Below are 23168 nucleotides of genomic sequence, written 5' to 3' on the forward strand. Positions count from 1 at the left end.
ATAATTAAAACATATTAGTTAAATAATAAATTGAATTAAAAATCAAAGCAATTTATAACTACTTCGTTTTAAAAGAAATTAAATATTTTCTTGAAATAAATGCCATAAAGATTATTAAAGCAATATCAATTATTAGTAATATTGCAGCTAAAGTTGTATTATATTTTTTCTGAGAAAAAACAGCTCCTTGTCCAGGAGGTATAACACTAGATGGATTATAAGCTAAACCATAGTCTTTAATTATCGAACTATTTATATCTCTAACATTTATAACAGGAACTCCATCTTTCAAAAAGTTTACTGCTACAGAATTTACTGCTTTATACTCAGGAGGTAAACTTTTTGTAACTCCTGCAGGGAAACTATGCAGCTTAATTATAGTTTTATCAGAACTATCTACCTTTGATGTGTTTTTATCTTTAGCAGCAACCTTTTCATCAATGGCTTTGTTATCTGTTGGTTTTGTTTCTATTTGTTTTAAACCTATAGATGCCATATTACCACCAACATTAACATAAGCTTTAATCTTATCATCGCCAGCAGCTTTTTTATAAATTTCCATACGTTTTTTAACAGAAGTGTTAGTAGCATCTTTATATGGTATATTTATTACCTCATAACCATTTCGTTTTATAGCATCACTTAATTTTAAAATAGCTCTTGGAGTCATGCCATAACCATTGTCATGAGATCCTCCCAATGTTATACCTAAAACATCATAGTTAAATAAACCTTTCTCTACTAAATTATGATAAATATCAGGCCATGTAAAATCTGGTCTATTTGCTCCGAATTGAGAAGCTCCCGCAGAAAAGATTATTAACGGTTTTAATTTCAATGTTTTTATTGCTGCTAACATAGCTATATCTAACGCAGGATAAGATCCTGTTTCTTGTACCGCGACAGTATCACCCTCTTTTAAATTAAGTTGGCTTAACCAACCAACAAAAAGAGCTGACATATTAGGATTTACTGAAGATCTTTTTGCATATAAATCCCCAGAATCTGTTGTTATTTCCGTCATCGACAAGCCTATTAAACCTGTACAAGAAATATCGCCCATTCTTTCACATAGATATCCCTTTGACATAAAAAGTCTTTCTGTCAACTCAAATGCTCTATCTGTCATTTTTGCAGCTTGTAGCTTCTGAGTATAACCCTTAGTCTCAACAACTAAGTTTTTCTCGACAATATACAAAGAAATAATCATAAACGCGCATAAAAATAATATTATATAGCGAGATAAAAATTTACGGTGCCAATACATCGTTTTCATATTATATTCCTACTATTTGAGGTCCAATTAAAACTATTAATAATAAACGTATAACAATAGATGCTATTAATAAAGATCCTATTGTCTCGATAAGCCCTTGTCTATCAATCGACAAAGTTATAAGTCCAGGAATAATATATCCAATTACCTGAAGATTATTCGAATAAAAGCTAGTAGTCAAATACTGTGAAAATAGAATATTACAAACAGTACCTAAAATAAAAGATAATAATACTGTAATCGCAATCCTTCTTCGACCATAGATAATCATAAACTTTGACATAAGCCTAACTATACCAAATATTACTATTGATATTAAAATAGTAACTATAACTCTATCAGGAGCACCCATTTCTAAAGCAAAGTATCCTGGTACCACCATACCACCTGTAGATAAGCCTAAAAGTGAAACAAAAACTAGTCCAACTATTAGACCAATCCCGATCGAGAGCGTTAATGGATCCATATTTTCTCCTATTTATATCTTAAAATCACAAATCATGTTTACTTTTATGGCTTTGATCACAATAATCAACTAAGTCCATACCAATATCTTTAATATTACCAACACCTACAAGCATATAAGACTCTGCTTTTTGTGTAGAATAAATTTTCTCAAGAATTTGTAAAGGTTTCATGTCTTCACAAATAATAACTTGCTCTGGCTTAATACCTAGAGATTTAGCATATTTTTTATAAAAAGATACAAATACATCTGTTCCTGTACCTATAAGAGTAACTAAATCTGGCTTTTCCCACCCTAATATAGCTTCAGCTATTTGCTTAGATCTATCTTCTCTATCAGCTCTACAGTTGACAACAAGAACTTTCTTTTGACACTCTCTATACTTATCATAGAGTTTATCCCACAGCATTTTAGTAGATACTGGATCATTAGCTGCAAATGCATTAGCAAAATTCATTTCTGAATCTTTAATATTGAAATTATACTCAGTCATCGCGCCAGGATCTGGAGTTGCTTCCCACATTCCTTTAAGTGCAACATCTCTAGGAATACCAAGATCATCTGTAACTTTCAAAGCTAAAGCAACATTAATTTTAAATTCTGAATATACAAATTTATTGATTTCTTCATCAGATATTTTCTCAGCATCATCAACTGTAGCTGCAATTAACTGGCTCCCTCTATCTTTACATGCATATTCAAAGAAATCTAAGTATACATCTTCTGCTGTAAAGTATTTAGAGTTAATAGGAACTGTTCCTGCTAATGCCTTAGCTACATCTCTTTCTGTTGGACCCATAACATCTAAATGGTCAGGTCGTGCATTTGTCAAAACACCATGTGTTGCTTTTATAAGTTTAAGTTCACATAAAGATTGTAACAAAGGCTGCAATGCCATACATTCTATAATAATAGCATCTGCTTTAGCTCTTTTTGCTTTAAACATAATTTTAACTTGTTCCGCAATATTACTAAAACCTATCCTAAAAACTGGAGTTTCTGAGCCATCTACATCAATATACCTTGCAAGAGTACCTGTAGTTTTTGCTACAGTTGTATAGCCACCAGCTCGAACTCCAGCAGCAATAAGTCTAGCAACACTAGACTTACCTCTAGTACCATTGACATGAATTCTAATTGGAATACTTTTAATACTAATATTATGAATTATGTTTTCTATTATCAAGTAGAAACATAAAATTACAAAAACACCTATAATTAACCAAAAATCCAAAGTGCTATCCTCTTACCTAAGACACCTACTAAAGTATAGCATTTAATTTTTTTTATACAAAGCCCTAGGATTTTATATAAAAATATTAATTTCTAGTTTCTGGCATAAGATATACTATCGGAATCATAATAATCGAAGCTACTATTAAGAGCCATGCAGGAGCTAGCAAACTTCCAGTTGAAACTACAAGCGAAGTAGCTATAAAAGGTATTGTTCCTCCAAAAAAAGAGTTCCCTATATTATAACTTAATGCATTACCACTATAACGATATCTTGTATTAAATAACTCAGGGGCGAAAGCTCCATAAGATCCCCAAACAGCCATTAAAGGAAGACTTAAAATAATCATAGAAATAATAAGATAAGTCAAACCCTGTCCCATTATCATAAAACTTGGATATGATAAAAATATATAAATAATTATAGAAAATTTGACTAATGATTTTCTCCCAAAATAGTCACTCAAGAGTCCCCATAAAGGAGCTGAAAAAGAAAAAAGTAAACTAAAAATTGTAATTATAGCTAAAGAATAAAATTCAGAATAATGTAGTTCTGTAAAATGTGATTGTAAATATGACAGAATTAAGTAATAAATAATATTAGCATATGCTGATAACGTAATAGCAAAGAATAAAGGTTTCGCCTGTTTTTTAAACATTTCTCTAACAGGTGTCGCACATACTTCGCCTTCATTTTGTAGTTTTTCAAAAGAATAACTTTCTGGAATCGACAACCTCATAAACAAAGATATTATCGCTAAAATTAATCCTATAATATAGCCTATTCTCCATCCCCATAGATTTATAGTTTCTTGACTAAATATACCAAACAGTAACATCGCAACAAGAGAGGCTAGAAAAACACCTGTACCTGATGACATAGTAGCAAAGCTCGCAACAAAAGCTCTTCGGTTTGGCTTAGCTGATTCAATCATGAAAACCATAACTCCACCATATGAGCCACCTATAGAGAATCCTTGAAGTAGTCTCATTAATACTAAAATTATCGGTGCAAAAAAACCTATACTGCTATACACCGGTAAACAAGTTATAACAAACATTGGAACTATCATCATAACGATAGATACAATTAATGCTTTTTTTCTTCCAAACCTATCTCCAAAACTTCCCATAACAATACTTCCCACTGGCCCCATAAAAAAACCTGCAGCAAAAACTCCAAAAGTCATTAGTATCGCTGTATATTTATTAATATCAGGAAAAAATATCTGGGCAATAACTGGCGTTAAATATGCAAAAAGCATAAAATCATACCATTCAACTATAGTACTAGCAGAGGCAAATAATATATGTTTTTTTGAAAGCCTATTCATTAAATACAAAAATCAGAAATATAATTAGATAATGTACTTTATACTGTGAAAAAAATCTTTGCAAGTAAATTGTAAGAAAATATAAAGTGTGGTGCGGACGGGGAGACTCGAACTCCCACGGTTGCCCGCTGGAACCTAAATCCAGTGCGTCTACCAATTTCGCCACGTCCGCAATATCTGGGGTGATTGATGGGACTTGAACCCACGACAACCGGAATCACAATCCGGGGCTCTACCAACTGAGCTACAACCACCATTACAAATTGCTAATCAATTATTGTAATGGCACGTCCGGCAGGATTCGAACCTGCTACCCTCGGCTTAGAAGGCCGATGCTCTATCCAGATGAGCTACGGACGCATCAAAAATGGTCGGAGCAGAGGGATTTGAACCCCCGACCCTCTGGTCCCAAACCAGATGCGCTACCAAACTGCGCTATGCTCCGACAATCTTTAAAATAATGGTGGCCTGAGGCGGAATCGAACCACCGACACGAGGATTTTCAATCCTCTGCTCTACCGACTGAGCTATCAGGCCAATGACGTATATTATTACGCACTATTGCTTTTAAGTCAACATGTTTTTACAAGATTTTTTCATCATAAAATGTTTTTATTTCATTCTCACTTGCATAAGCATATAAAGTCTGTGCTATTGATGTTGATTCTGAACAAATACTACCTTTTTTATCTATTGCGATAAGACCAACATAGTCACCTAACTCATCACTTTCTGCTATTGATTTATTTACAGCTTCAGATAAATCCATACCATCTTTCACCCTTGTAGCAATTTTAGCAGCAACTGCTTGATTTAAAATATGCTCACCAATACCTGTACAAGAAATACCCATATCATCATTTGCAAAGTTTCCAGCAACTGTTGGACTATCCCCCACTCTACCAGGATATTCAAATCCAGCACCTCCAGTAGAAGTTACTGCACATATTTTTCCTTTAGAATCTAAAGCTACAACACCTATTGTCCCTGTATAACCTTTCTTAAGCTCTAGATACTCTTGATATCTTTTTTCAGTCATTGGATTATACTTAGGCAATTTCATAACCTCATGGGCAAATGTAGTTGCTTGTTCTGCAGCTAAAACACTATGATGCTGTTGCATTAATCGATTAGCAACTTCTATTGGATTTTTAATATTTTGTATATTAATCACACCTGCAAACTTCTTATGTTGACTATCTATTATTGATGCAGACATTCTTATTTGACCATCCTGCTGTACTCTTGAACCTGTTCCAGCATTAAAAATCTCATCATCTTCTAAAAGTTTGGCAGCAAAAATTGCCGCTTGATTAGCATCATCAACTTGTTTGAGATACTCATATGATTTTTTAATTATTGGCAACAAATGCTGATGATAATCTCCAAAAGAAGTATTCTTGTCCTCTCTAGCACCGCAACCACCATGAATTATAATTTTCTGCATATTTCACCCTATTTAAAGTTAAAGTGTATATTGTTGATAAACATAGTCTGATTGACTAATAAAGAGATTATAAAAGAATTTTTATGATTAGTATTCTACTAAACAAGTATTTAGATCAAATTTTTGCCCTTCTAATAGCATATGCATACGGATATCTACCAAACTAATAGGCGCATTGTTACGAGCATTGTGTAATGATGAATGTTTTAAATGAGAAAAATCAATGATTGTTACCATACCAGAACCTACAACTTCAATGACATTCTCAGCATTTAATAATGCTGTAGTATCTTCATCTATACCAACACCAACCATATATGGATTATATGAAAGTGCAGCAAGAAGTCGACCTAATCTATCTCTTTGAGAAAAATGTTGATCAACTAAAAGCTTATTTGTTAAACCAAGACCTGGGGCTAAATTAACCATGTTACATCTAGGCATAAGTCCAGCTTGACCGCCTGCAATCATAAACCCAGAGATAAATGCTGCTCCTGCAGATGTACCTGCGACATTAACTCCTTTAGCATTTAGTCTACGAATAAGCTGAGCTATAGGAGTACCCCCTAAAGTCGTGGAAAGCAAAAGTTGATTTCCACCTGTCATAAAAATACCTGTACACTGAGAAAGTAAATCTTGATACTCTTTGTTAGTAGTTGCTTCAAGGCGAGTCTCAATTCTTAAATTATAGGCCTCTTTGACGCCCATTTTTTTAAAAATATCAACATATATATCACCTGTATCTGGTAGCTTAGATGCTGTAGGTATTACAGCTATTTTTGCTTCTTCTCCACCTGATAACTCTATAAACTTCTCTAACACGGTAGGACTTGCGAACTTATCCTCACCACCTCCGATAGGCATAATAAAGCCACGATGGTCCTTTTTGACTGGCTTAGAAGGCATTTTAAAAATCTCCTTATAATATTTAAAAAATATAATATGCAATAAAATAACATTTTGGTGAAATAATACTAATTAATAGATGATTTTTCTATAAAAAAGGTTTATTTTTTCAAATCTTTAAGGTATTTAAAACATTTACGCCTCTATTATTTGATGATATGCTATCTACCAAATAATTTGTTTACTATAAAAATTTGTAAAAATGAAAACTCTAAAAGCCCTAACTATTGGTGGTGCAACTCTAGATACTATTATAGAATATGAAGAAATGTTTACTATGAACATGCAGAAAAAAGACACTACCCAATCTTTTATGCTACTTGAAGAAGGAGCAAAAATTGAAGTAAAAGAACATAACTCTTTTTCTGGTGGTGGTGCAACTAATGCTGCTGTCTCTTTTAAAAAGCAAAATATAGATGTTAGCTTTTTTGGTAAAATAGGTAAAGACATTACAGGTGAAAAAATAACTCAAGAACTTAAAGATTTTGGTATAGATATTTCAAATATAAGATACTCAAATACTTACGGCACAGCAACATCATATGTAATTCCTACATTAAGTGGTGATAGAACCATATTTGCTTATAGAGGTGCAAATAAAGATATTCTAGAAGATGATTTACCATCTAAAGCAATAATTGATAGTGATTTTATATATATAACATCTTTAAGCAAATCTTCTGCAGCTAGACTACCTGAGATAGTCAAACTTGCATCAGAAAATAATACTAAAGTAGCTATAAATCCAGGCTCTAGCCAGCTAAGCGTTGGAGAAAGCTTTATAAAAGACTCTATGTTTGGCATTGATATATTAGTTTTAAACTATCAAGAAGCTCAAAAACTAATGCTTTCATTACTTTCTTCAGACGATAAGGAAGTAACTGAATCAAAAGATAGATTAGATACGCTTCATGATGAAGACAGAAGTGATTTTCTAAATGCCACTTTTAGATTAAAAGACTTTTTTAGAATATGCTTAGACCTTGGAGTTAGACTAATAATGGTAACTGATGGCGCAAATGGAATATACGCAGCTACCAAAGATAAAATATATCATAGTGAATCTTTGCATATTAAAAATGTTGTAAATACACTTGGTGCAGGAGATGCTTTTAGCTCAACATTCTGTGCAAATATTTACAAAGGAAACAGTATTGAAGATTCTATAAAATTTGCTTTAATAAATGCTAGTCATGTAATTCAATACTCTGATGCAAAATCTGGGTTACAGACATCTGAAAGTCTAGAAAGAATAAAATCAAAAATGAACTGTGGTCTAGATAAAAAGATAACTGTTACACCATGGTAAAGATATTAATTGGATTAATTAACTATATAAATCATCCCATGAAGATGGGGATCTCTAAACCATAACCACTACTCTAAAGATACCCGACTTAGTAGGTGTGACTATACATTTTTGTCATTCCCTCGTAGGAGGGAATCTCTAAATCATAATTATAGTCCACTACTTTTATATGATTTTAGCTATACCAACTAAAAAATATCCACTACAAATTTCCTAGCCCAATAACCTATCAATATCTTGCAATGATAGCAGTTCATACTTGACCTTATAATCCTTATAGTAATCTAGTAGCTTTTGTGACTTTAGAATTAATGTTTGAAGATTTAACTTTTTAGAATTCAACTTAATTTCACAAACTAATAATCTTTTAGAAATATCATCTACTGCTACAATATCAATTTCATTTTTATTGCCTCTTTCCCAGTATGAGCCTATTTTTGTATAATCTTGTTTTTCTTTGAGAATCTCTATAAATAATTTTTCAAGAATCTTGCCCTTAAATATAGGAATATCTCTATAAATCAACTCTTTTAATTTCAGGAAATTTTCTGCTTCTACTAAAGATTGATATTTAAATATAAATCGAAACCAAAATGCCAAAAATATATCAACAATCTGATATTTCTGCACTTTCGAATTAGGCTTTGAATTAATTGGCTTTATCGATTTTATGATAGAATAATCATGCTCTAACCGATGTAAGTGTCCAGAAATATTACTTTGGAGAATAGATTCAATCTCTGACCTAGATGTCTTTGACTCTGCTATCAAACTAAGTATAGAAAAATAAGTGCCATAGTCCTTACCAAATTCTTCTATCAACCTATTTTTACCTTCGTTTAGAAATACAGAATTCGGTTCTACAATGACATTTATCATAGATTCTAAGTCAAAACTATTATTTAATGCCAAAAGTTCAATATACTTGGCAACACCTCCTGTCATAATATAGAAATCAAGCATGTTGTCTGATGAGTAACTATTATTATCTGATAAAATCTGTTTTAAAACCTGTGGCTTAAAAGGCTTGAGCTCTATCTTAAAGTCGCAACGACCAAACAGAGGTTCTCCAACATCTTCGTATATCTTTTTCATAAGATGATATATTGAACCAGAGGTTATCAGATGAATTTTTGAATCGTTTTTATTTAAATCCCATATTTTTTGCATGCTAGAATATATTGAAGGATTAATCTTAAGAAACTCTTGGAACTCATCAATAACAACTGTAAATGGCTGTCCTTTTCCTAAATTCATAAGATATTCAAAGACATCTTCAAACTTTGTTAATTCTCCAAAAATTTTAACAGCTAATTTATCTGTTATTTCTCTACAGAAATCTTGGCACAATAACGACTCAGCTTTTTTAGCCACAAACAAGTAAAGAACCTTATCTTTAGTATAGTTATATAATGCTAGTGTTGTTTTGCCTATTCTTCTTCTACCAATTAACATAGTCATTATAGATTTTTTAGACTTTAATTCATCCGCTTTTGACAAAATGGCTAACTCTTGCTCACGATTGTAAAACTTCATATAATAATACAGATTATGATAACTACAGTTATTATAACAAAAAAGATTAGTAATAATAAGCTTTTACCTTACTACTCGGTGATTTTCTCGAAGGAGGAAATCTCATAAATCATAATCATCGGTTAAAAGATACCCTCGGTCACTGAGCGAAGTCGAATGTGCGCGGGTATGACTATACTTTTTTTACTTCTAACACAACTACTTGTCACCAACTACATTTTGGTCATTCCGGACTTGATCCGGAATCTCTATACCTATCACCATATCTAGGAGATCCTGTACTTTGACTACGCTCAGCAACCAGTTCAGGATAACTGTATTCTTTTTTCACTATCTTCTAGCTAAATACTTACCATCAAAAAAAGACTCCACATCTTTCACATAATAGTCTATTTCTTGATTATCGTAGAAATTAGCCTCTGACTTATGATCATCGGCATGAATTAATACTGTTTCCATTCCTAGATGTTTCGCTGGAACTAGGTTATGTGATGAATCCTCAAAGAAAATAGCATTGGTAAAATCAATATCAAACTTATTTCGTCCTATTTCAAAATATTTAGTTTTTGGCTTAGAGACTAAACCCGTATCCTCAATAGTCAAAATTCCATCAAAACTATCATCTAAACCTAATTGTTTTAAGACTCTATCTGTATGAAAATTGGAAGCATTGGTAAAAATATAAGTACGATTATCTTTTCTTAGCTCATCGATATACTTATTTAGCCTTTCATTTGGCTTGAAGTGACTAATCTCAATATCATCTATATAATCTAGAAACTCCCTGGGTTCAATGCTATGATAGCGCATCATACCAAGCATAGTAGAACCAAATTCATAATATAATTCATCTCGAATGGCATCAGCTTTTTCAGTATCTGATATGTTTAGTTTTAATTTAATATAGTCACTCATTCTCGCCATTTGGCTGTCAAATAAGCCATTATTATATGGGTAAAGTGTATTATCTAGATCAAATATGTAGGTTTTCATACAAACAAAACCTTATTTAAATAAAAATATCTTAAGTATAACAATATTATTACACATGAGAATACCTAAATTTTATTCAAAGTTTTCTTCAGTAATTTAAAGCTCTGAATATTTTTTTTCTTAAATAAAAATGTTAATTGTAATAAGAAAATTAGAAAACATATAAAGTAAATTATTACTCCTAAATTTTCCTCTCTACTTATAACAAATAGAATACAGAATAATACTATATTTAAAATTGAAAATTTATTATTTAACCTATATGGAAAAAGATATTGATTACTATACATTTTTACAAGGAAAAACACCAAAGACCCTATTACCAAAGACAAAGCAGCTCCTTCAGCTCCCAACATAGGTATAAAAATAAAACAACTTATTATATTAGCTAAGAATCCTAAAATGCTTGCCCAAATATTCCACATAGTTTTTTTAGTTTTAATGATACCTGCATTAAGTAATTGCCCTAGAAGATTAAAAAACGGAATAAATAAAAGCCACATAAAAATATTGATAGCTTCGCGGAACTTCTCACCTAATATCCAAGACAAAGGTTCTCTAAATAAAAAAACAAAAAGCATGCCAACAAAAAATAAAGACATTAAGTTTTGGTACAGAAAAGAATATATAACTTTTGCTTTTTTAGAGGTATGTAATAGAAGCTTATTACCTATGGGAACCCACATAGTCCCAAAGGTTGACTGTAAAACCACTAATGGAGCAATTAAGGTAAAACTAGCACTATATATACCTAACTCATAGAAACTACCATATTTGATTAAAAATAACCTATCTATATATTGCATTCCCCAAATGGTTATAAAGGAAAATATAAATGGCCAGCTATATTTAAATATTTCTTTTAATGATCCTTTGTAAAATACTGATGAATCAAAGTATTTTACAACCTTCCATCTATCCAAATCTAACAAAATTAAAAATAATGAAACAGCAGATAGAGATATTAGCTGAGAATAAATAATGAGTTTAAAGCTAAAGATTTTGAAAATATAATAAAAAACAAATAATCCTATTAAATAACCTATAGAATTTAAAATCTGCGCTAATGAATATAGAAATGCTTTCTGCTGCATGCGAATAGATAGCATGATAAAGCGATTTAGTATATAAAGAGTTAAGCCACAGATAATTGATAAATATAACACAAAACTATTAGATTGAAAGAAAAAGTCTAAAATATTACATCTAAAAAAAAAGAAATTTACAGATATAAAAAATGCTAAGCTCAAAACTATAATAAGACATTGATAAAATAATCTTACTTGCTCTTCTCTAGTTTTTTTCTCATAAAAAAAACGCATATATCCCATATCTAAACCAGCATTAGATATGTAAAATAAGAGTGTAATAATAGTTATATATAGTGTACCTTTACCATAGTTATCAGGAGATAAAACCCTAGTTATAAAAGGAACTGTAAAAAAGCTAATAGCAGCCGAGCCTATTGATCCTATTCCATAAGTTAAAAACTTTTTAATCATATCTTAGACTTAATCTATCTACTTCATCTAAAAAAGCAGGATAGTTTCTTTCAGCATGAAATAACTTCTGCCAATGTTTGTTAGATAAATTTGCTTTACTTAACAAATAATCCTTACAATTTGGATTAGTAATAGTGTGAAAAAGCATATCGGTAACCTCTTCTGGAGATATATCTTTAGGAACTAGCCACCCATTATCATTATTTACGATATCAGAAACGCCTCCAACATTTGTAGCAAAGACTGGTATAAAAGCACTTTGTGCTTCCATCATAGACACAGGGACTCCTTCACTTTCACTTAAATTGATAAACATATCATAACCATAATTTTTATAGTGTTCTTTAACTTCAGTGTTTGATAATTCCCCTAGCAGATTCACATCTAAATTATTTGGCTTTTGTTTCAATATCTTTTCGACCTCTTTCAAACAGCTACCACCACCTATATGCGTCCAACCAATTTTTATATTTTTTAATCTACTTGCTAACAATATTATAGCTTTTGCTATTAGATCAACCCTTTTAACTTTTGTGACATAAGAACAGCTTATGACGTTAAAATCATAAGTATTAGAAGATAGTTTATATTTTATAATGCTTTCAGTTCCAAGATATGATAAAGATATATTACTCTTATTCATAAAGTTATAATTTTCTAATAAATATTTTTCTGCTGATTTGCATATAATAAACTGATGATTATTCAAATAAATATATTTTCTATAAGGAAGGTAATTATCAACTTGTCTCTCTTCATATATGTCGTATCGATGTAAACGATTAAAGGTAAAACAATTATTATCTGATTTTAGCTTAGCAAGACACAATGCTGCAGGAGACCCCCAGTAGCTATAAAAATCTATTTTCATATTAGAACTAATTTGATATTTTTGATAGATTCTTTTAATCGCATAATGGTAGCTATTAGCATTAACTATCCATGAAATCATTTTTATTATTTTTTTGTGAGATATTCCAACTTTTAGAATCTCTGAGAAAAGCATCTTCTTAAATTTAAATAAAGATAGAAGAATATTTACAACACTTCTCTTAGACTCTTTATTATAAGCAGACTCAACATAAATGTTACTTGGAGTATCACGACATAGATTATTTAAAGGTTTATTATTTATAATGAAAACTCTATCATAATGTTTAGATAAATAATTTATTTCATTCTCAATGAATTGCTCTCCCCCATATGCAGGAAAACTAGTTGTTAAAAAAACAAGTATTTTCATCACTAAATATTTTCAACCTCACTAATAATATTACTAAGAACTTGCTCATGATTAAAACTTTTAGGAATCTTAATAACCTTAATAGGCATTTCTTTAAATACATTTTTAAATTTGGATTTATAATTATTTTCAACTTCAGCTAAAGATGGTATATATGTTTTATTATCTAAAAATATTTCTAATTGACACCATACTAAATAATTAAATAGTGCTTGATTATATTCATTTTGAACAATATTCCATGAAATTTCAGCTGCTTTGTCAATATCTACATCAACTACAGTTATATTATCAATATTATACTTTAGCAATATATAGTAACATTTTGATAATCCATATGAACTAAGTAAATCAGTACCCATCAAACATTTCGGAGATACCCTTCTTCTTACTCTATTTTCTCCAAAAACTGATCTCCTAAACATCCAGGAGAAATTATTGAAAAGACCTTTAATACTAACCATCTCAGAAAACTTACCAACCAAATTATAACCATAAACTTTCGGGTATGCATAATTAGGAACAACATCTCCATCACTATTTAATATGGTAAAGTCATCTGCTAGAAATTTAGATTCTACTCCATATCTGTGAGCATGTTCAAGTAATGTAGAACTTTTACCTACTCCACCAGTTCCACCAAATATATTTACCACATTCGTTTGTGGGTTATATATTGAAGACGCATGAACAGCTATTGTACTTGATGAAAGAATAGAGATAGGTATAAAAACCAGTTCATGTATAAACTGCCCAATAGCTTCAGCATGTGATGTGAATTGAATATTTATGAATTTAGATATTAACTTTTTCAAATTATTAACAGTTTTCTTAATATAAATATTTACCTCAGAAACTTCCTTGCTACTATTAAACACATACTGTAGTAACAGACTACCATTTTTTATAATCAAATAGTTTTGTGACGCTTCCATAATACTAGGACTACATAGGCTTGATTTATAAAAATAAGGATAGTCATCAACTGACTCAATATTTAATGATATTGTATTTTCTTCACTACTCTTAGTATAAATCTTATATAATTCAAGCTCATTGGACAAAATAGTAGAATAACTTTCGTCTAAATTTATAGTATTAATATCATACTTTAAACCACAAATTTCATAAATCATAATTTCTCATATAAATTAATCGGCAAACTCAAAACAGTATCACACAAGTCTTGAGAACCTGTAAAACAATCCAACTCTATCAATTTATTTTTAAAAGCTCCTTGCTTATGCATTGGCTTATTATAATAAATCATAGTTGGCACATTTTTATTAGCATACTCTTTTTGTAAATTATCTCTAGCCTCTTTTGACTCGAACCTAATAGTATATTGGGCAAAACTAGAAATATACCCTTGTGGGATATATGGTAACTGATGTCCTTTACTCTTTAACTCTTGATTATATTTATCTGCTACTTTATTTACCGTATCTAATTCATAGTTTTTAAAAGCTTTTAATTTAACTCGTAAAATAGTTGCTTGAATACTATCTAATCTAGAATTAACACCTATACGAATATTATCATACTTGTCATTGCCATTTTTACCATGCACCACATACGAGCGTATAAAAGCTGCCAACTCATCATCATTAGTAAAAATAGCCCCACCATCACCATAACAGCCTAAAGGCTTAGCAGGAAAAAATGAAGTTGTAGCTATATCACCAAAGCTACAAGCTTTCTGACCATTAATACTACCACCAAATCCTTGAGCAGCATCTTCTATTATTAATAAGTTATATTTATCGGCTATTTTTTGGATTTCTGGATAATCTGCAGGTAGTCCAAATAAGTCAACAGTCATTATAGCTTTTACTTGATTGGCATAACCTTTTTGCTGTAATTCTAAAATAGTTTCTTCAATTTTCTTTGGGCAAATATTATATGTCTGCTCATCGACATCCACAAACACCGGAGTAGCTCCTACAAAAGCTACAGATTCAGCAGATGCAAAAAATGTAAAGTCAGGTACTAGAACAATATCATCTTTGCCAATACCTAACGCTGCAAGAGAAATCGTCAAAGCATCTGTACCATTAGCACATGTTATACAATGCTTAACTCCGACATATTCAGCTAGCTCTTTCTCTAGCTCTTTAACCTCAACTCCGTCAATATACTGTCCAGACTCTAAAACGTTAAAAATAGCTGTATCTATCTCTTTTTTCAAAGCCTTATATTGTGCTTTTAAGTCTCTAAATTCCATTATATTTGCACCAGTTTATTATCTTCTAACTTATACTTTCTGTTACAATCATCACATTTAATTATGTTCTTAAGTACACTACCACATTCACAAGCCCAGCCTATCTGCTTAGCGGGTATACCTGCAACTAAAGCATAATCTGCCACATTTTTTGTCACAACTGCTCCAGAAGCTATCATAGCCCATCTACCTATAGTATTGCCACACACTATAGTTGCATTTGCGCCTATTGATGCACCATATTTAACTAATGTTTTCTTATATGCTTCTTTACCTTTAGGGTATTTAGCCCTAGGAGTTAAGTCATTAGTAAAAACCATTGAGGGACCACAAAATACGTAATCCTCAAGCTCTATACCCTCATATACAGAAACATTATTTTGTATCTTGACACCATTACCAATTTTAACATTATTACCAACATTTACATTTTGTCCTAGTGAACATTTAGACCCAATATGAGCACCTGAGTGAATGTGACAGAAATGCCAGATTTTAGTATCTTCGCCTATTGTTACATTATCATCCATAAAGGAGGACGGATGAAGGAAGAAGGAAGAAGATTTTTTATTAGACATTTCTGCCTCCTTTTACTGTTATTAATTTGTTTAACATTTTTTCAATCTCTATTGATAGTTTTAGAATATTTTCTATATCGTTTATATAGTTAAAACTCTTTGCCAACTCTAATTGAGTCTGTAATTCATATAATGAGCCCAAAGATATTTGTAAAAATCTTACAAATTCTCTGTCCGTGTTTCTACCTTTTCCTTCAGCTATATTACTAGGAATTGATATTGAAGATCTTTTTATTTGAGAAGTTAAACCATAAACTTCTTCTTTTGGAAAGTTATTGGTAAGTGCATAGACTTGTTTTGTAAGTTCCATAGCCTTTTGCCACACAACTAAATCACGATAACTACTTGCCATTTCCCTTCTACCTTCTACCTTCTACCTTCTACCTTCTACCTTCTACCTTCTACCTTCTACCTTCTACCTTCTACCTTCTACCTTCTCACAAAACGGATGATACTCTCCTTCAAGACCAATAGCAGGTAAATTTCTAATAGTTGAAACAGTACGAATAGATCCATAAGCCTCATCAAGCCCAAAGCCACCACCATATAGAATATGCTCATAACTTTTTGTATGTAAATCAGTAAAGCCTCCACTAAACTCTATCTCATTACCATCTACAGTAATAGAACGATATGTTTTAAGACCTTTTGCTTTTACATCTTCTGGAATATAGTCATAGTTTACGGAAAGAAACCATCTAACAGTAGCATTCTTTAATTTGAAGTATCCTGCATTTGTATCTGCTTGCTTAATATGAATGATATTTTCTTCTACATCTCCAAATATCCAACAAAGCATATCATAGAAGTGAACACCTATATTTGATGCTATACCTCCAGACTTGTCTTCTTTACCTTTCCAAGATTCAAAATACCATTTACCACGACTTGTTAAGTATGTTAAATCTATATCATATATTTTGTTAGGATTCTCTTTTAGCTCTTTTGTAACTTTTTCCTTTAACGCGATAATAGAATCATGTAGCCGTAATTGCAGAATATTGTAAACTTTTTTACCAGTCTCTTTTTCTATAAGCTTTAACTCATCTATATCTGATGGATTTAAAACAAGAGGCTTCTCACATATAGCGTCAGCCCCATTTTTGAGAGCTATACGAATATGGCTTTTATGTAAATAATTTGGTGTAGTTATACCTATATAATCTATTTGATTCTTTCTATTGAATTTTTCTATAAAATCCTCAAATCTTTCTAACTCTGTAAAAAACTCAGCTTCTGGAAAATTGCTATCCATAATACCAATTCCGTCATACACGTCATATGATGCAACCAGACTATTACCAGTTTCTTTAATAGCTTTCATATGTCTTGGCGCTATATACCCAGCAGCTCCAATTAATGCAAAGTTTTTCATTTATTCACCTTCATAGCTTAAAATAGTTTCTACAATTATTTTACTAGCATTACCATCTCCATATAAACTATTTGAGAAATTCAATTTAGTTTTATCTAGATCATTATAGGCTTTTAATATGTTTGTTTTATCAGCTCCAACAAGGATATTTACTCCAAGATCAACTAATTCAACCCATTCAGTCTCATCTCTTAGAGTAATACACGGCTTAGCAAAAAAATAAGCTTCTTTTTGAAGACCTCCACTATCTGTCATCACAAGCTCACAATTATCTATTAACCAAACCATTTCTAAATAGCCTACTGGATCAATAACTGTTAAATTAGCAGAAGAAATATCATATTTCTCTAAAATATTTTTTGTTCGAGGATGAAGAGGTAAAATTAGTTGTTTCTCTTTGGCAATTTCATTAAGTGCTGAAAAAATTTGTTTCAATCTATCTATATTATCAGTGTTTTCAGCTCTATGAATAGTACAAAGGATAAAGTTAGAAGATTGAGGGCTAAAGGTTGAAGGTTTCTTTGCTAATTTTTTGTAGAATAAAGCTCCATCTTGCATTACATCACCAGAACTTATAATTTTACAATTAAAATTATCATATCCTTCATTTTTAAGATTTTGTATAGCCGTATTAGTTGGACAAAAAAGTAAGCTACTAACCCTATCTGTTAAGATTCTATTTATTTCTTCTGGCATATTCATATTAAAGCTTCGTAGACCTGCTTCGATATGAGCTAATTTAATATGTAGCTTACTAGCAACTATAGCTCCAGCTAGAGTAGAGTTTGTATCTCCATAGACCATTATCCAATCAGGCTTTTCTTTAAGAGCAACTTCTTCAATTTTCTCAATCATCTGACCAGTCATAGCACCATGAGATTTGCCACCAACACCTAGAAAATAGTTTGGCTTTGGAATTTTCATCTCATCAAAGAATATATCAGACATATTTGCATCATAATGCTGACCTGTATGAACGATTATTTCTTCAATACATCTACCTTCTTCCTTCTGCCTTTTTATTTCTCGACTTACTGAGCCGGCTTTTATAAACTGTGGTCTTGCACCTAATATTGTCAATACTTTAAGCATTTATAATATCCTTATAAATATTTATCATTTGCTTTACGTTATCATCCCAATTATAAAGTTTCCTAACTCTTTCTCTTCCATTTACTCCCATCTGTTTTCTCATTATTTCATCTAATATTAGCTTTTCAATTGCCTCTGCTGTCTTAATAGAATCTTTAGGTGGAACTATATAACCAGTGACATTACTTTCCACAACTTCAGGAAGTCCTCCCACATTCGATACAATCACAGGTTTACTACAAGCAGACGCCTCTATTATTGCTACCCCAAAACTCTCACTATTTGATACTGATACTGATACTGTCAGCATATTATGATACTTTGGAACATCTTCAAATGGCACTTTACCTGTAAAAATTGTTTTATTTTGAATATCTAGTTCATCAGTAAGTTTTTTTAATTTATACTCTAAACTACCCCCGCCTACAATAAGCAATTTTAATGGTAAGTTTGTATACTTGTCACAGACAATTTTAAAAGCTCGTATTAGATATTCAATACCATATTTCTCTTCAAGAGTTTTAATAGTACCTATTACTAAATCATCCTTATAAAATAAACTATCTACTTTCATCGGTTTAAACTGATTTAAATCTATACCAAATGGAGTTACTTCAACATTTTTATTTGTATATAAATTAGTCTCTTTGGCCATAATATGAGAAGTTGAAAGTATCTTATCAGCTTTTCTAAGATTAAATTTTAAGACTTTTTTACATATTAAATTAGTTCTTGGAAAATCAAAAACATCACTACCCCACACAGAGATAATAAAAGGATGAAAACCGCTCAAAGCACCAAGCAAGCCGTAACTTGATGCATAATGTGCATGAACTATATCTGGATTAAAATTTTTAATAACCTTTTTTAATAACGGTAAAGCTCTAAGATATTTAAGTTTTATAAGGAATCTACTTGTTCCAGTAACTATCTGATTTAATGTTTTAACCTCAATATTTGAAATATTATCATAATCGCTAACTAAAAGACTATTAAGTCCGAATATTAGTATAGTAATATCATTTCTTGCTAATGCTTTTGCCCATTTTATAGTATGTGATGAGTTTGGATCTTCTAATAATAATACTCTCATTTTAATGCCTTAATCAAACTTACTCTATGCTCCAAAATCAGCTTTTCTCTTAGAAAGGATTTATTACTTGAACTACTATATTCATAAGAATCAAGAAACTTTTTAAAAAAAATAGTAAAGTTATTATCCTTATCAAAATAATTTAGAATAGGTTTCTGACAGAGTATATAATCATAAACCTTTGTTCCAAAGTCGTAATTAGGGTCTCTAAGTATTGATAAGCCATAATCAGATTTCAAAATTTCTATATACATAAGCTTTCTATCTAACCTTGGCAAAATCTCTAAACTTATATTTTTTAACTGATGTTTTTTTAAAAATGAAAAAATCCACTTATTCTGTTCAAAGTTAGAGCCAATAAGCTTGACTAAAACTTTCTCTCTATTTAATCTGAATAAAATAGTCTTAACCTTATCAACACCATATTCTGAAAATTTACCAACACATACTGCAACTTTTTCATTACGTTTATTTGGAGACTTCACACTATGACTATAGCTTTCAACAATTTTTGAATCATTTTCATTATAGCCATTTGTAATTAATAAAATATCTTTTGATGACAACTTTCTGAGATACTCTTGTAAACCATTAGTGCATGTTATAGATAGATGGCTCCTATATATTGCTATTTTTTCAATTTGCCTAGCAAAGAAACTCTTTATTTTTTTTGGTTTAACTGTATTACCATACCCAGTTTTAATTGCGATAGACCAACCGTCTCTTATATCTAGTATTAAGTTAATATATGGAATTAAAAAAAATGTCCAATTTCTAAAAGGTGGCATAGAAATGAAAATATTAAAGACTTTATTTTTGTACATAAACTTTATTAGTTTAATTCTTGAATAAAAACTGTTAGGAGTATATTTAAATATTACCTTTATATTATTTTTTTTATAAAAGTTAACAAATGAGCTTATTCTTTGATAGGCAGGAGCACCTTTTTTAACACCTATAGGATATAAAATTATTATACTTTTCATATACTCCTTTTACAAAACCTCAACATTAGATTTATCAACTAAATTAGTTGTTGCATTTTTAGCATCAAAAATAACTTCGGCATTTGTTTGCACTAAGTCATAGTCAAAACTACTATGATTTGCTCCTATAAAAACTAAGTCAGCACTATTTAAATTACTAGTACTCAAATCTTTTAAGCCAGTTTTTTTAATATTTTTATACTTATATTCGTTAATATACGGATCATAAAACTCAACATTTGCTCCCATTGACTCAAGAATATCTATGATTTTTAAGATAGGACTTTCTCTATAGTCATCAATATTATTTTTATAGGCAACACCTAGCACTAATATTTTTGAGCCATTTATAGACTTTTTATATTTATTTAAAACCTTAGAGACTCTTTCCACACAGTACTCTGGCATACGGTCATTAACCATCATAGATGCTTCTATCATAGAAGTATGAAAACCAAACTCTCTAGCTTTCCAGGATAAATAATACGGATCCAAAGGTATACAGTGTCCACCTAACCCAGGGCCTGGATAAAATGCCTGAAAACCAAATGGTTTAGTTTTAGCAGCTTCTACAACCTCCCAATAGTTAATACCCATTCTTTCACTAAGGATCGCCATCTCATTTGCTAGACCAATATTTATATTTCTATAAGTATTTTCTAATATCTTTGTCATCTCAGCTACTGCTGGTGTAGATGTTACAAATACATCTCCTTCTAAGACTTGCCTATAAACCTCAGAAATAACCTCTTTGGCATCTTCACCTATTGCTCCTACTACTTTAGGGGTATTTTTTGTTTTAAACTGCTTATTACCTGGATCAACTCTCTCTGGTGAAAAACCTAAGTAAAAGTCTTCTCCACATTTCATCCCAGAACCTTCCTCTAAAATTGGTCTTAGAAGCTCTTCTGTAGTACCTGGATATGTTGTTGATTCAAGTACTACCATAGCACCTTTTTTAAGGTACTTTGCTACTGCTCTTGCAGAATCTCTCACATAACTAATATCTGGTTGTTGATAAGCATCTAATGGTGTTGGTACACATAAAGCCACGAAATCAACATCTTTTATAAAGCTAAAGTCATTCGTAGCCTTCAATAAACCACTATCAACGGCCTTTGATAAATCAGAGTCAATAATATCTCCAATATAGTTCTCACCTTTATTAACTTTATCTACTTTGACATTTTGAATATCAAAACCTATTGTTTTAAATCCAACCAAGGCTTTCTCTACAGCTAAAGGTAAACCTACATAACCTAAACCAACAACTCCTATAGTTATACTTTTAGATTTTATCTTTTCTAATAAACTAGCTTTCATAATCATTTTTAACCTTTATAAGAATATTTTCTAATCTTTCTGCATGATTTTTAAAGTCAAAACTATTAGCTTGATGTATAGAGTTAGAAATATATTTCTCTTTACTATGACTATCTAATAAATATATTTTATCAATCGCATTAATTATATTGTCTGTAGTTAAAGGATAGACATTCAGTCCACAACCTCTTTTCACTATAAAATTATAGTCTTCGGCTGGATTTGTTAATATTATTGGTTTTGCTGATGCCAGATATTCAAATAACTTATTCATTGAAATACCATACTTATATAAGTTTGGTTTATCATCGATAACAATAATATTTAAATCTGCTTTTGATATGATTGACGGAATATATTTTTTCTCGACTCTTCCTTTAAACTCTATGTTGCTTAAACTTTTTGATAAACAATAGTTTTTTAGTTTACTTTCCTCCGAACCTTCACCAAAAATAATAATTTTTATTTTTTTATTTTTAAGCTGTTCTGCAAGATTAACAAGTTCTTTAATCCTGTTTACTTTCGATATAGTACCTGTATAAACAATTTTAAATATATTAGGATTATCTAAATCAGTGTCACTATAAACATACTTTTCTTTATTTTTGTTAAATGTCTCTAAACAAACTCCATTATTAATATAGTAAACTTTTTCAAGATCTATATCACTATCCCATCCTTTATCTTTAATGTATTGTTTACCACCTTCTATAGTAAACACTATTGCAGCCGCTTTTTTATAACACCATTTTTCTAGCTTATATAAGGCTTTTATAATTAGATTCTTATCAGTTAAACGTGAATATTCAACTATAGAGAGTGGCCACAAATCTCTGACTTCACAAACGCAAGGAATACTCATTTTCTTTGCAATGTGTAAACCGGCATGAAGGGTTGATAGAGGCCCGCTAGAAGCAATAATAATATCTGTATCTTTAGGTATTATCTTTTTATAAAAAAAGAAAAGCTTAAAATAAAAATCTAAAACATTTAACCATCTTCGCTTAGATTGTACAGGTTTATATTTTAATGTATTTACAAAAACCCAATCATTACCATTATCATCTTCTAGAGTCTTAGAAATACTTTTATTTGTATCAATAATATAATCACTATGATGATCTACATTAGCACAAACCACTTTTACATTATGACCTTTTCTAGCTAGTTCTCTAGCAAAGTAGTACTGACGCCCACCTTTACCTTTATAAGCTCTAGTAGCATAGTGATCTATAATAACTATATTCATTTT

21 protein-coding genes and 5 tRNA genes are annotated in these 23168 nt (G+C 30.7%); 1 reads left to right on the forward strand and 25 read right to left on the reverse strand.

Going from position 1 to position 23168, the window contains the following annotated elements; all coding sequences use genetic code 11:
- Positions 1-58: 58 nt before the first annotated feature.
- The 11 genes from pgsW to R8535_RS01540 form a co-directional block, all read right to left on the reverse strand.
- Positions 59-1276 (reverse strand): poly-gamma-glutamate system protein, encoded by a 1218-nt coding sequence (gene pgsW / locus R8535_RS01490; RefSeq protein WP_329495867.1) that lies wholly within the window; start codon positions 1274-1276, stop codon positions 59-61.
- 1 nt (position 1277) lies between these two features.
- Positions 1278-1742, reverse strand: a complete 465-nt coding sequence (pgsC, locus tag R8535_RS01495; RefSeq protein WP_329495868.1) for a poly-gamma-glutamate biosynthesis protein PgsC — start codon at positions 1740-1742, stop codon at positions 1278-1280.
- Between the two features lie 25 nt (positions 1743-1767).
- The gene (pgsB, locus tag R8535_RS01500; RefSeq protein ID WP_329495870.1) at positions 1768-2976 is read right to left on the reverse strand and encodes a poly-gamma-glutamate synthase PgsB; all 1209 of its coding nucleotides are present in this window, start codon (positions 2974-2976) and stop codon (positions 1768-1770) included.
- 85 nt (positions 2977-3061) lie between these two features.
- Complete coding sequence (locus tag R8535_RS01505; protein ID WP_329495872.1) at positions 3062-4309, reverse strand: MFS transporter; 1248 nt, start codon at positions 4307-4309, stop codon at positions 3062-3064.
- 89 nt (positions 4310-4398) lie between these two features.
- Positions 4399-4481: transfer RNA gene (locus tag R8535_RS01510), tRNA-Leu, on the reverse strand.
- 6 nt (positions 4482-4487) lie between these two features.
- Positions 4488-4563: transfer RNA gene (locus R8535_RS01515), tRNA-His, on the reverse strand.
- A gap of 29 nt (positions 4564-4592) precedes the next feature.
- Positions 4593-4669, reverse strand: a tRNA-Arg gene (locus R8535_RS01520).
- An 8-nt stretch (positions 4670-4677) separates the two neighbouring features.
- Positions 4678-4754 (reverse strand) — tRNA-Pro (locus tag R8535_RS01525).
- 16 nt (positions 4755-4770) lie between these two features.
- A tRNA-Phe gene (locus R8535_RS01530) sits at positions 4771-4846 on the reverse strand.
- A gap of 46 nt (positions 4847-4892) precedes the next feature.
- Positions 4893-5756: an isoaspartyl peptidase/L-asparaginase gene (locus R8535_RS01535; protein WP_329495873.1), complete on the reverse strand. Its 864-nt coding sequence runs from the start codon at positions 5754-5756 to the stop codon at positions 4893-4895.
- 87 nt (positions 5757-5843) lie between these two features.
- The gene (locus R8535_RS01540; protein WP_329495875.1) at positions 5844-6662 is read right to left on the reverse strand and encodes a cyanophycinase; all 819 of its coding nucleotides are present in this window, start codon (positions 6660-6662) and stop codon (positions 5844-5846) included.
- A 202-nt stretch (positions 6663-6864) separates the two neighbouring features.
- Here R8535_RS01540 and R8535_RS01545 point away from each other — a divergent pair, with 202 nt between their 5' ends.
- A complete protein-coding gene (locus tag R8535_RS01545) occupies positions 6865-7971 on the forward strand; it encodes a carbohydrate kinase family protein (RefSeq protein ID WP_329495877.1) in 1107 nt (368 codons plus the stop codon).
- Positions 7972-8184: 213 nt separating this feature from the next.
- Here R8535_RS01545 and R8535_RS01550 read toward each other — a convergent pair whose 3' ends face one another.
- The 14 genes from R8535_RS01550 to R8535_RS01615 all read right to left on the reverse strand — a co-directional run bounded on the left by R8535_RS01550 (position 8185) and on the right by R8535_RS01615 (position 23165).
- Positions 8185-9507, reverse strand: a complete 1323-nt coding sequence (locus tag R8535_RS01550) for an ATP-binding protein (protein WP_329495879.1) — start codon at positions 9505-9507, stop codon at positions 8185-8187.
- A gap of 330 nt (positions 9508-9837) precedes the next feature.
- Positions 9838-10500: a pyrimidine 5'-nucleotidase gene (locus R8535_RS01555; RefSeq protein WP_329495880.1), complete on the reverse strand. Its 663-nt coding sequence runs from the start codon at positions 10498-10500 to the stop codon at positions 9838-9840.
- Positions 10501-10565: 65 nt separating this feature from the next.
- Positions 10566-12002, reverse strand: coding sequence for a lipopolysaccharide biosynthesis protein (locus R8535_RS01560; RefSeq protein ID WP_329495882.1), 1437 nt, complete (start codon positions 12000-12002; stop codon positions 10566-10568).
- A complete protein-coding gene (locus tag R8535_RS01565; protein WP_329495884.1) occupies positions 11995-13245 on the reverse strand; it encodes a glycosyltransferase in 1251 nt (416 codons plus the stop codon). The genes R8535_RS01560 and R8535_RS01565 overlap by 8 nt, the downstream gene beginning before the upstream one ends.
- A 2-nt stretch (positions 13246-13247) precedes the next feature.
- On the reverse strand, positions 13248-14381 hold the full coding sequence (locus tag R8535_RS01570; RefSeq protein WP_329495886.1) for a hypothetical protein: 1134 nt from the start codon (positions 14379-14381) through the stop codon (positions 13248-13250).
- Positions 14378-15469 (reverse strand): DegT/DnrJ/EryC1/StrS family aminotransferase, encoded by a 1092-nt coding sequence (locus R8535_RS01575; protein WP_329495888.1) that lies wholly within the window; start codon positions 15467-15469, stop codon positions 14378-14380. Before R8535_RS01575 ends, R8535_RS01570 begins: the two co-directional genes overlap by 4 nt.
- Positions 15469-16047 (reverse strand): acyltransferase, encoded by a 579-nt coding sequence (locus R8535_RS01580; protein WP_329495889.1) that lies wholly within the window; start codon positions 16045-16047, stop codon positions 15469-15471. The genes R8535_RS01575 and R8535_RS01580 overlap by 1 nt, the downstream gene beginning before the upstream one ends.
- Positions 16040-16399, reverse strand: coding sequence for a four helix bundle protein (locus R8535_RS01585; RefSeq protein ID WP_329495890.1), 360 nt, complete (start codon positions 16397-16399; stop codon positions 16040-16042). Before R8535_RS01585 ends, R8535_RS01580 begins: the two co-directional genes overlap by 8 nt.
- A 63-nt stretch (positions 16400-16462) precedes the next feature.
- Positions 16463-17422 carry a Gfo/Idh/MocA family oxidoreductase gene (locus R8535_RS01590; RefSeq protein WP_329495892.1) on the reverse strand — a complete coding sequence of 320 codons (960 nt, stop codon included), beginning with the start codon at positions 17420-17422 and terminating at the stop codon, positions 16463-16465.
- Entirely contained in the window at positions 17423-18514 is a 1092-nt protein-coding gene (gene wecB, locus R8535_RS01595; RefSeq protein WP_329495894.1) for a non-hydrolyzing UDP-N-acetylglucosamine 2-epimerase, read from the reverse strand.
- The gene (locus R8535_RS01600; protein ID WP_329495896.1) at positions 18507-19607 is read right to left on the reverse strand and encodes a glycosyltransferase; all 1101 of its coding nucleotides are present in this window, start codon (positions 19605-19607) and stop codon (positions 18507-18509) included. The genes wecB and R8535_RS01600 overlap by 8 nt, the downstream gene beginning before the upstream one ends.
- Positions 19604-20593, reverse strand: coding sequence for a hypothetical protein (locus R8535_RS01605; RefSeq protein WP_329495898.1), 990 nt, complete (start codon positions 20591-20593; stop codon positions 19604-19606). Before R8535_RS01605 ends, R8535_RS01600 begins: the two co-directional genes overlap by 4 nt.
- A gap of 9 nt (positions 20594-20602) precedes the next feature.
- Entirely contained in the window at positions 20603-21922 is a 1320-nt protein-coding gene (locus R8535_RS01610) for a nucleotide sugar dehydrogenase (RefSeq protein ID WP_329495900.1), read from the reverse strand.
- On the reverse strand, positions 21906-23165 hold the full coding sequence (locus R8535_RS01615) for a glycosyltransferase family 4 protein (protein WP_329495902.1): 1260 nt from the start codon (positions 23163-23165) through the stop codon (positions 21906-21908). The genes R8535_RS01610 and R8535_RS01615 overlap by 17 nt, the downstream gene beginning before the upstream one ends.
- Positions 23166-23168 lie beyond the last annotated feature (3 nt).

This window comes from Francisella sp. 19S2-4, assembly GCF_036281795.1.
GTDB lineage: Bacteria > Pseudomonadota > Gammaproteobacteria > Francisellales > Francisellaceae > Francisella.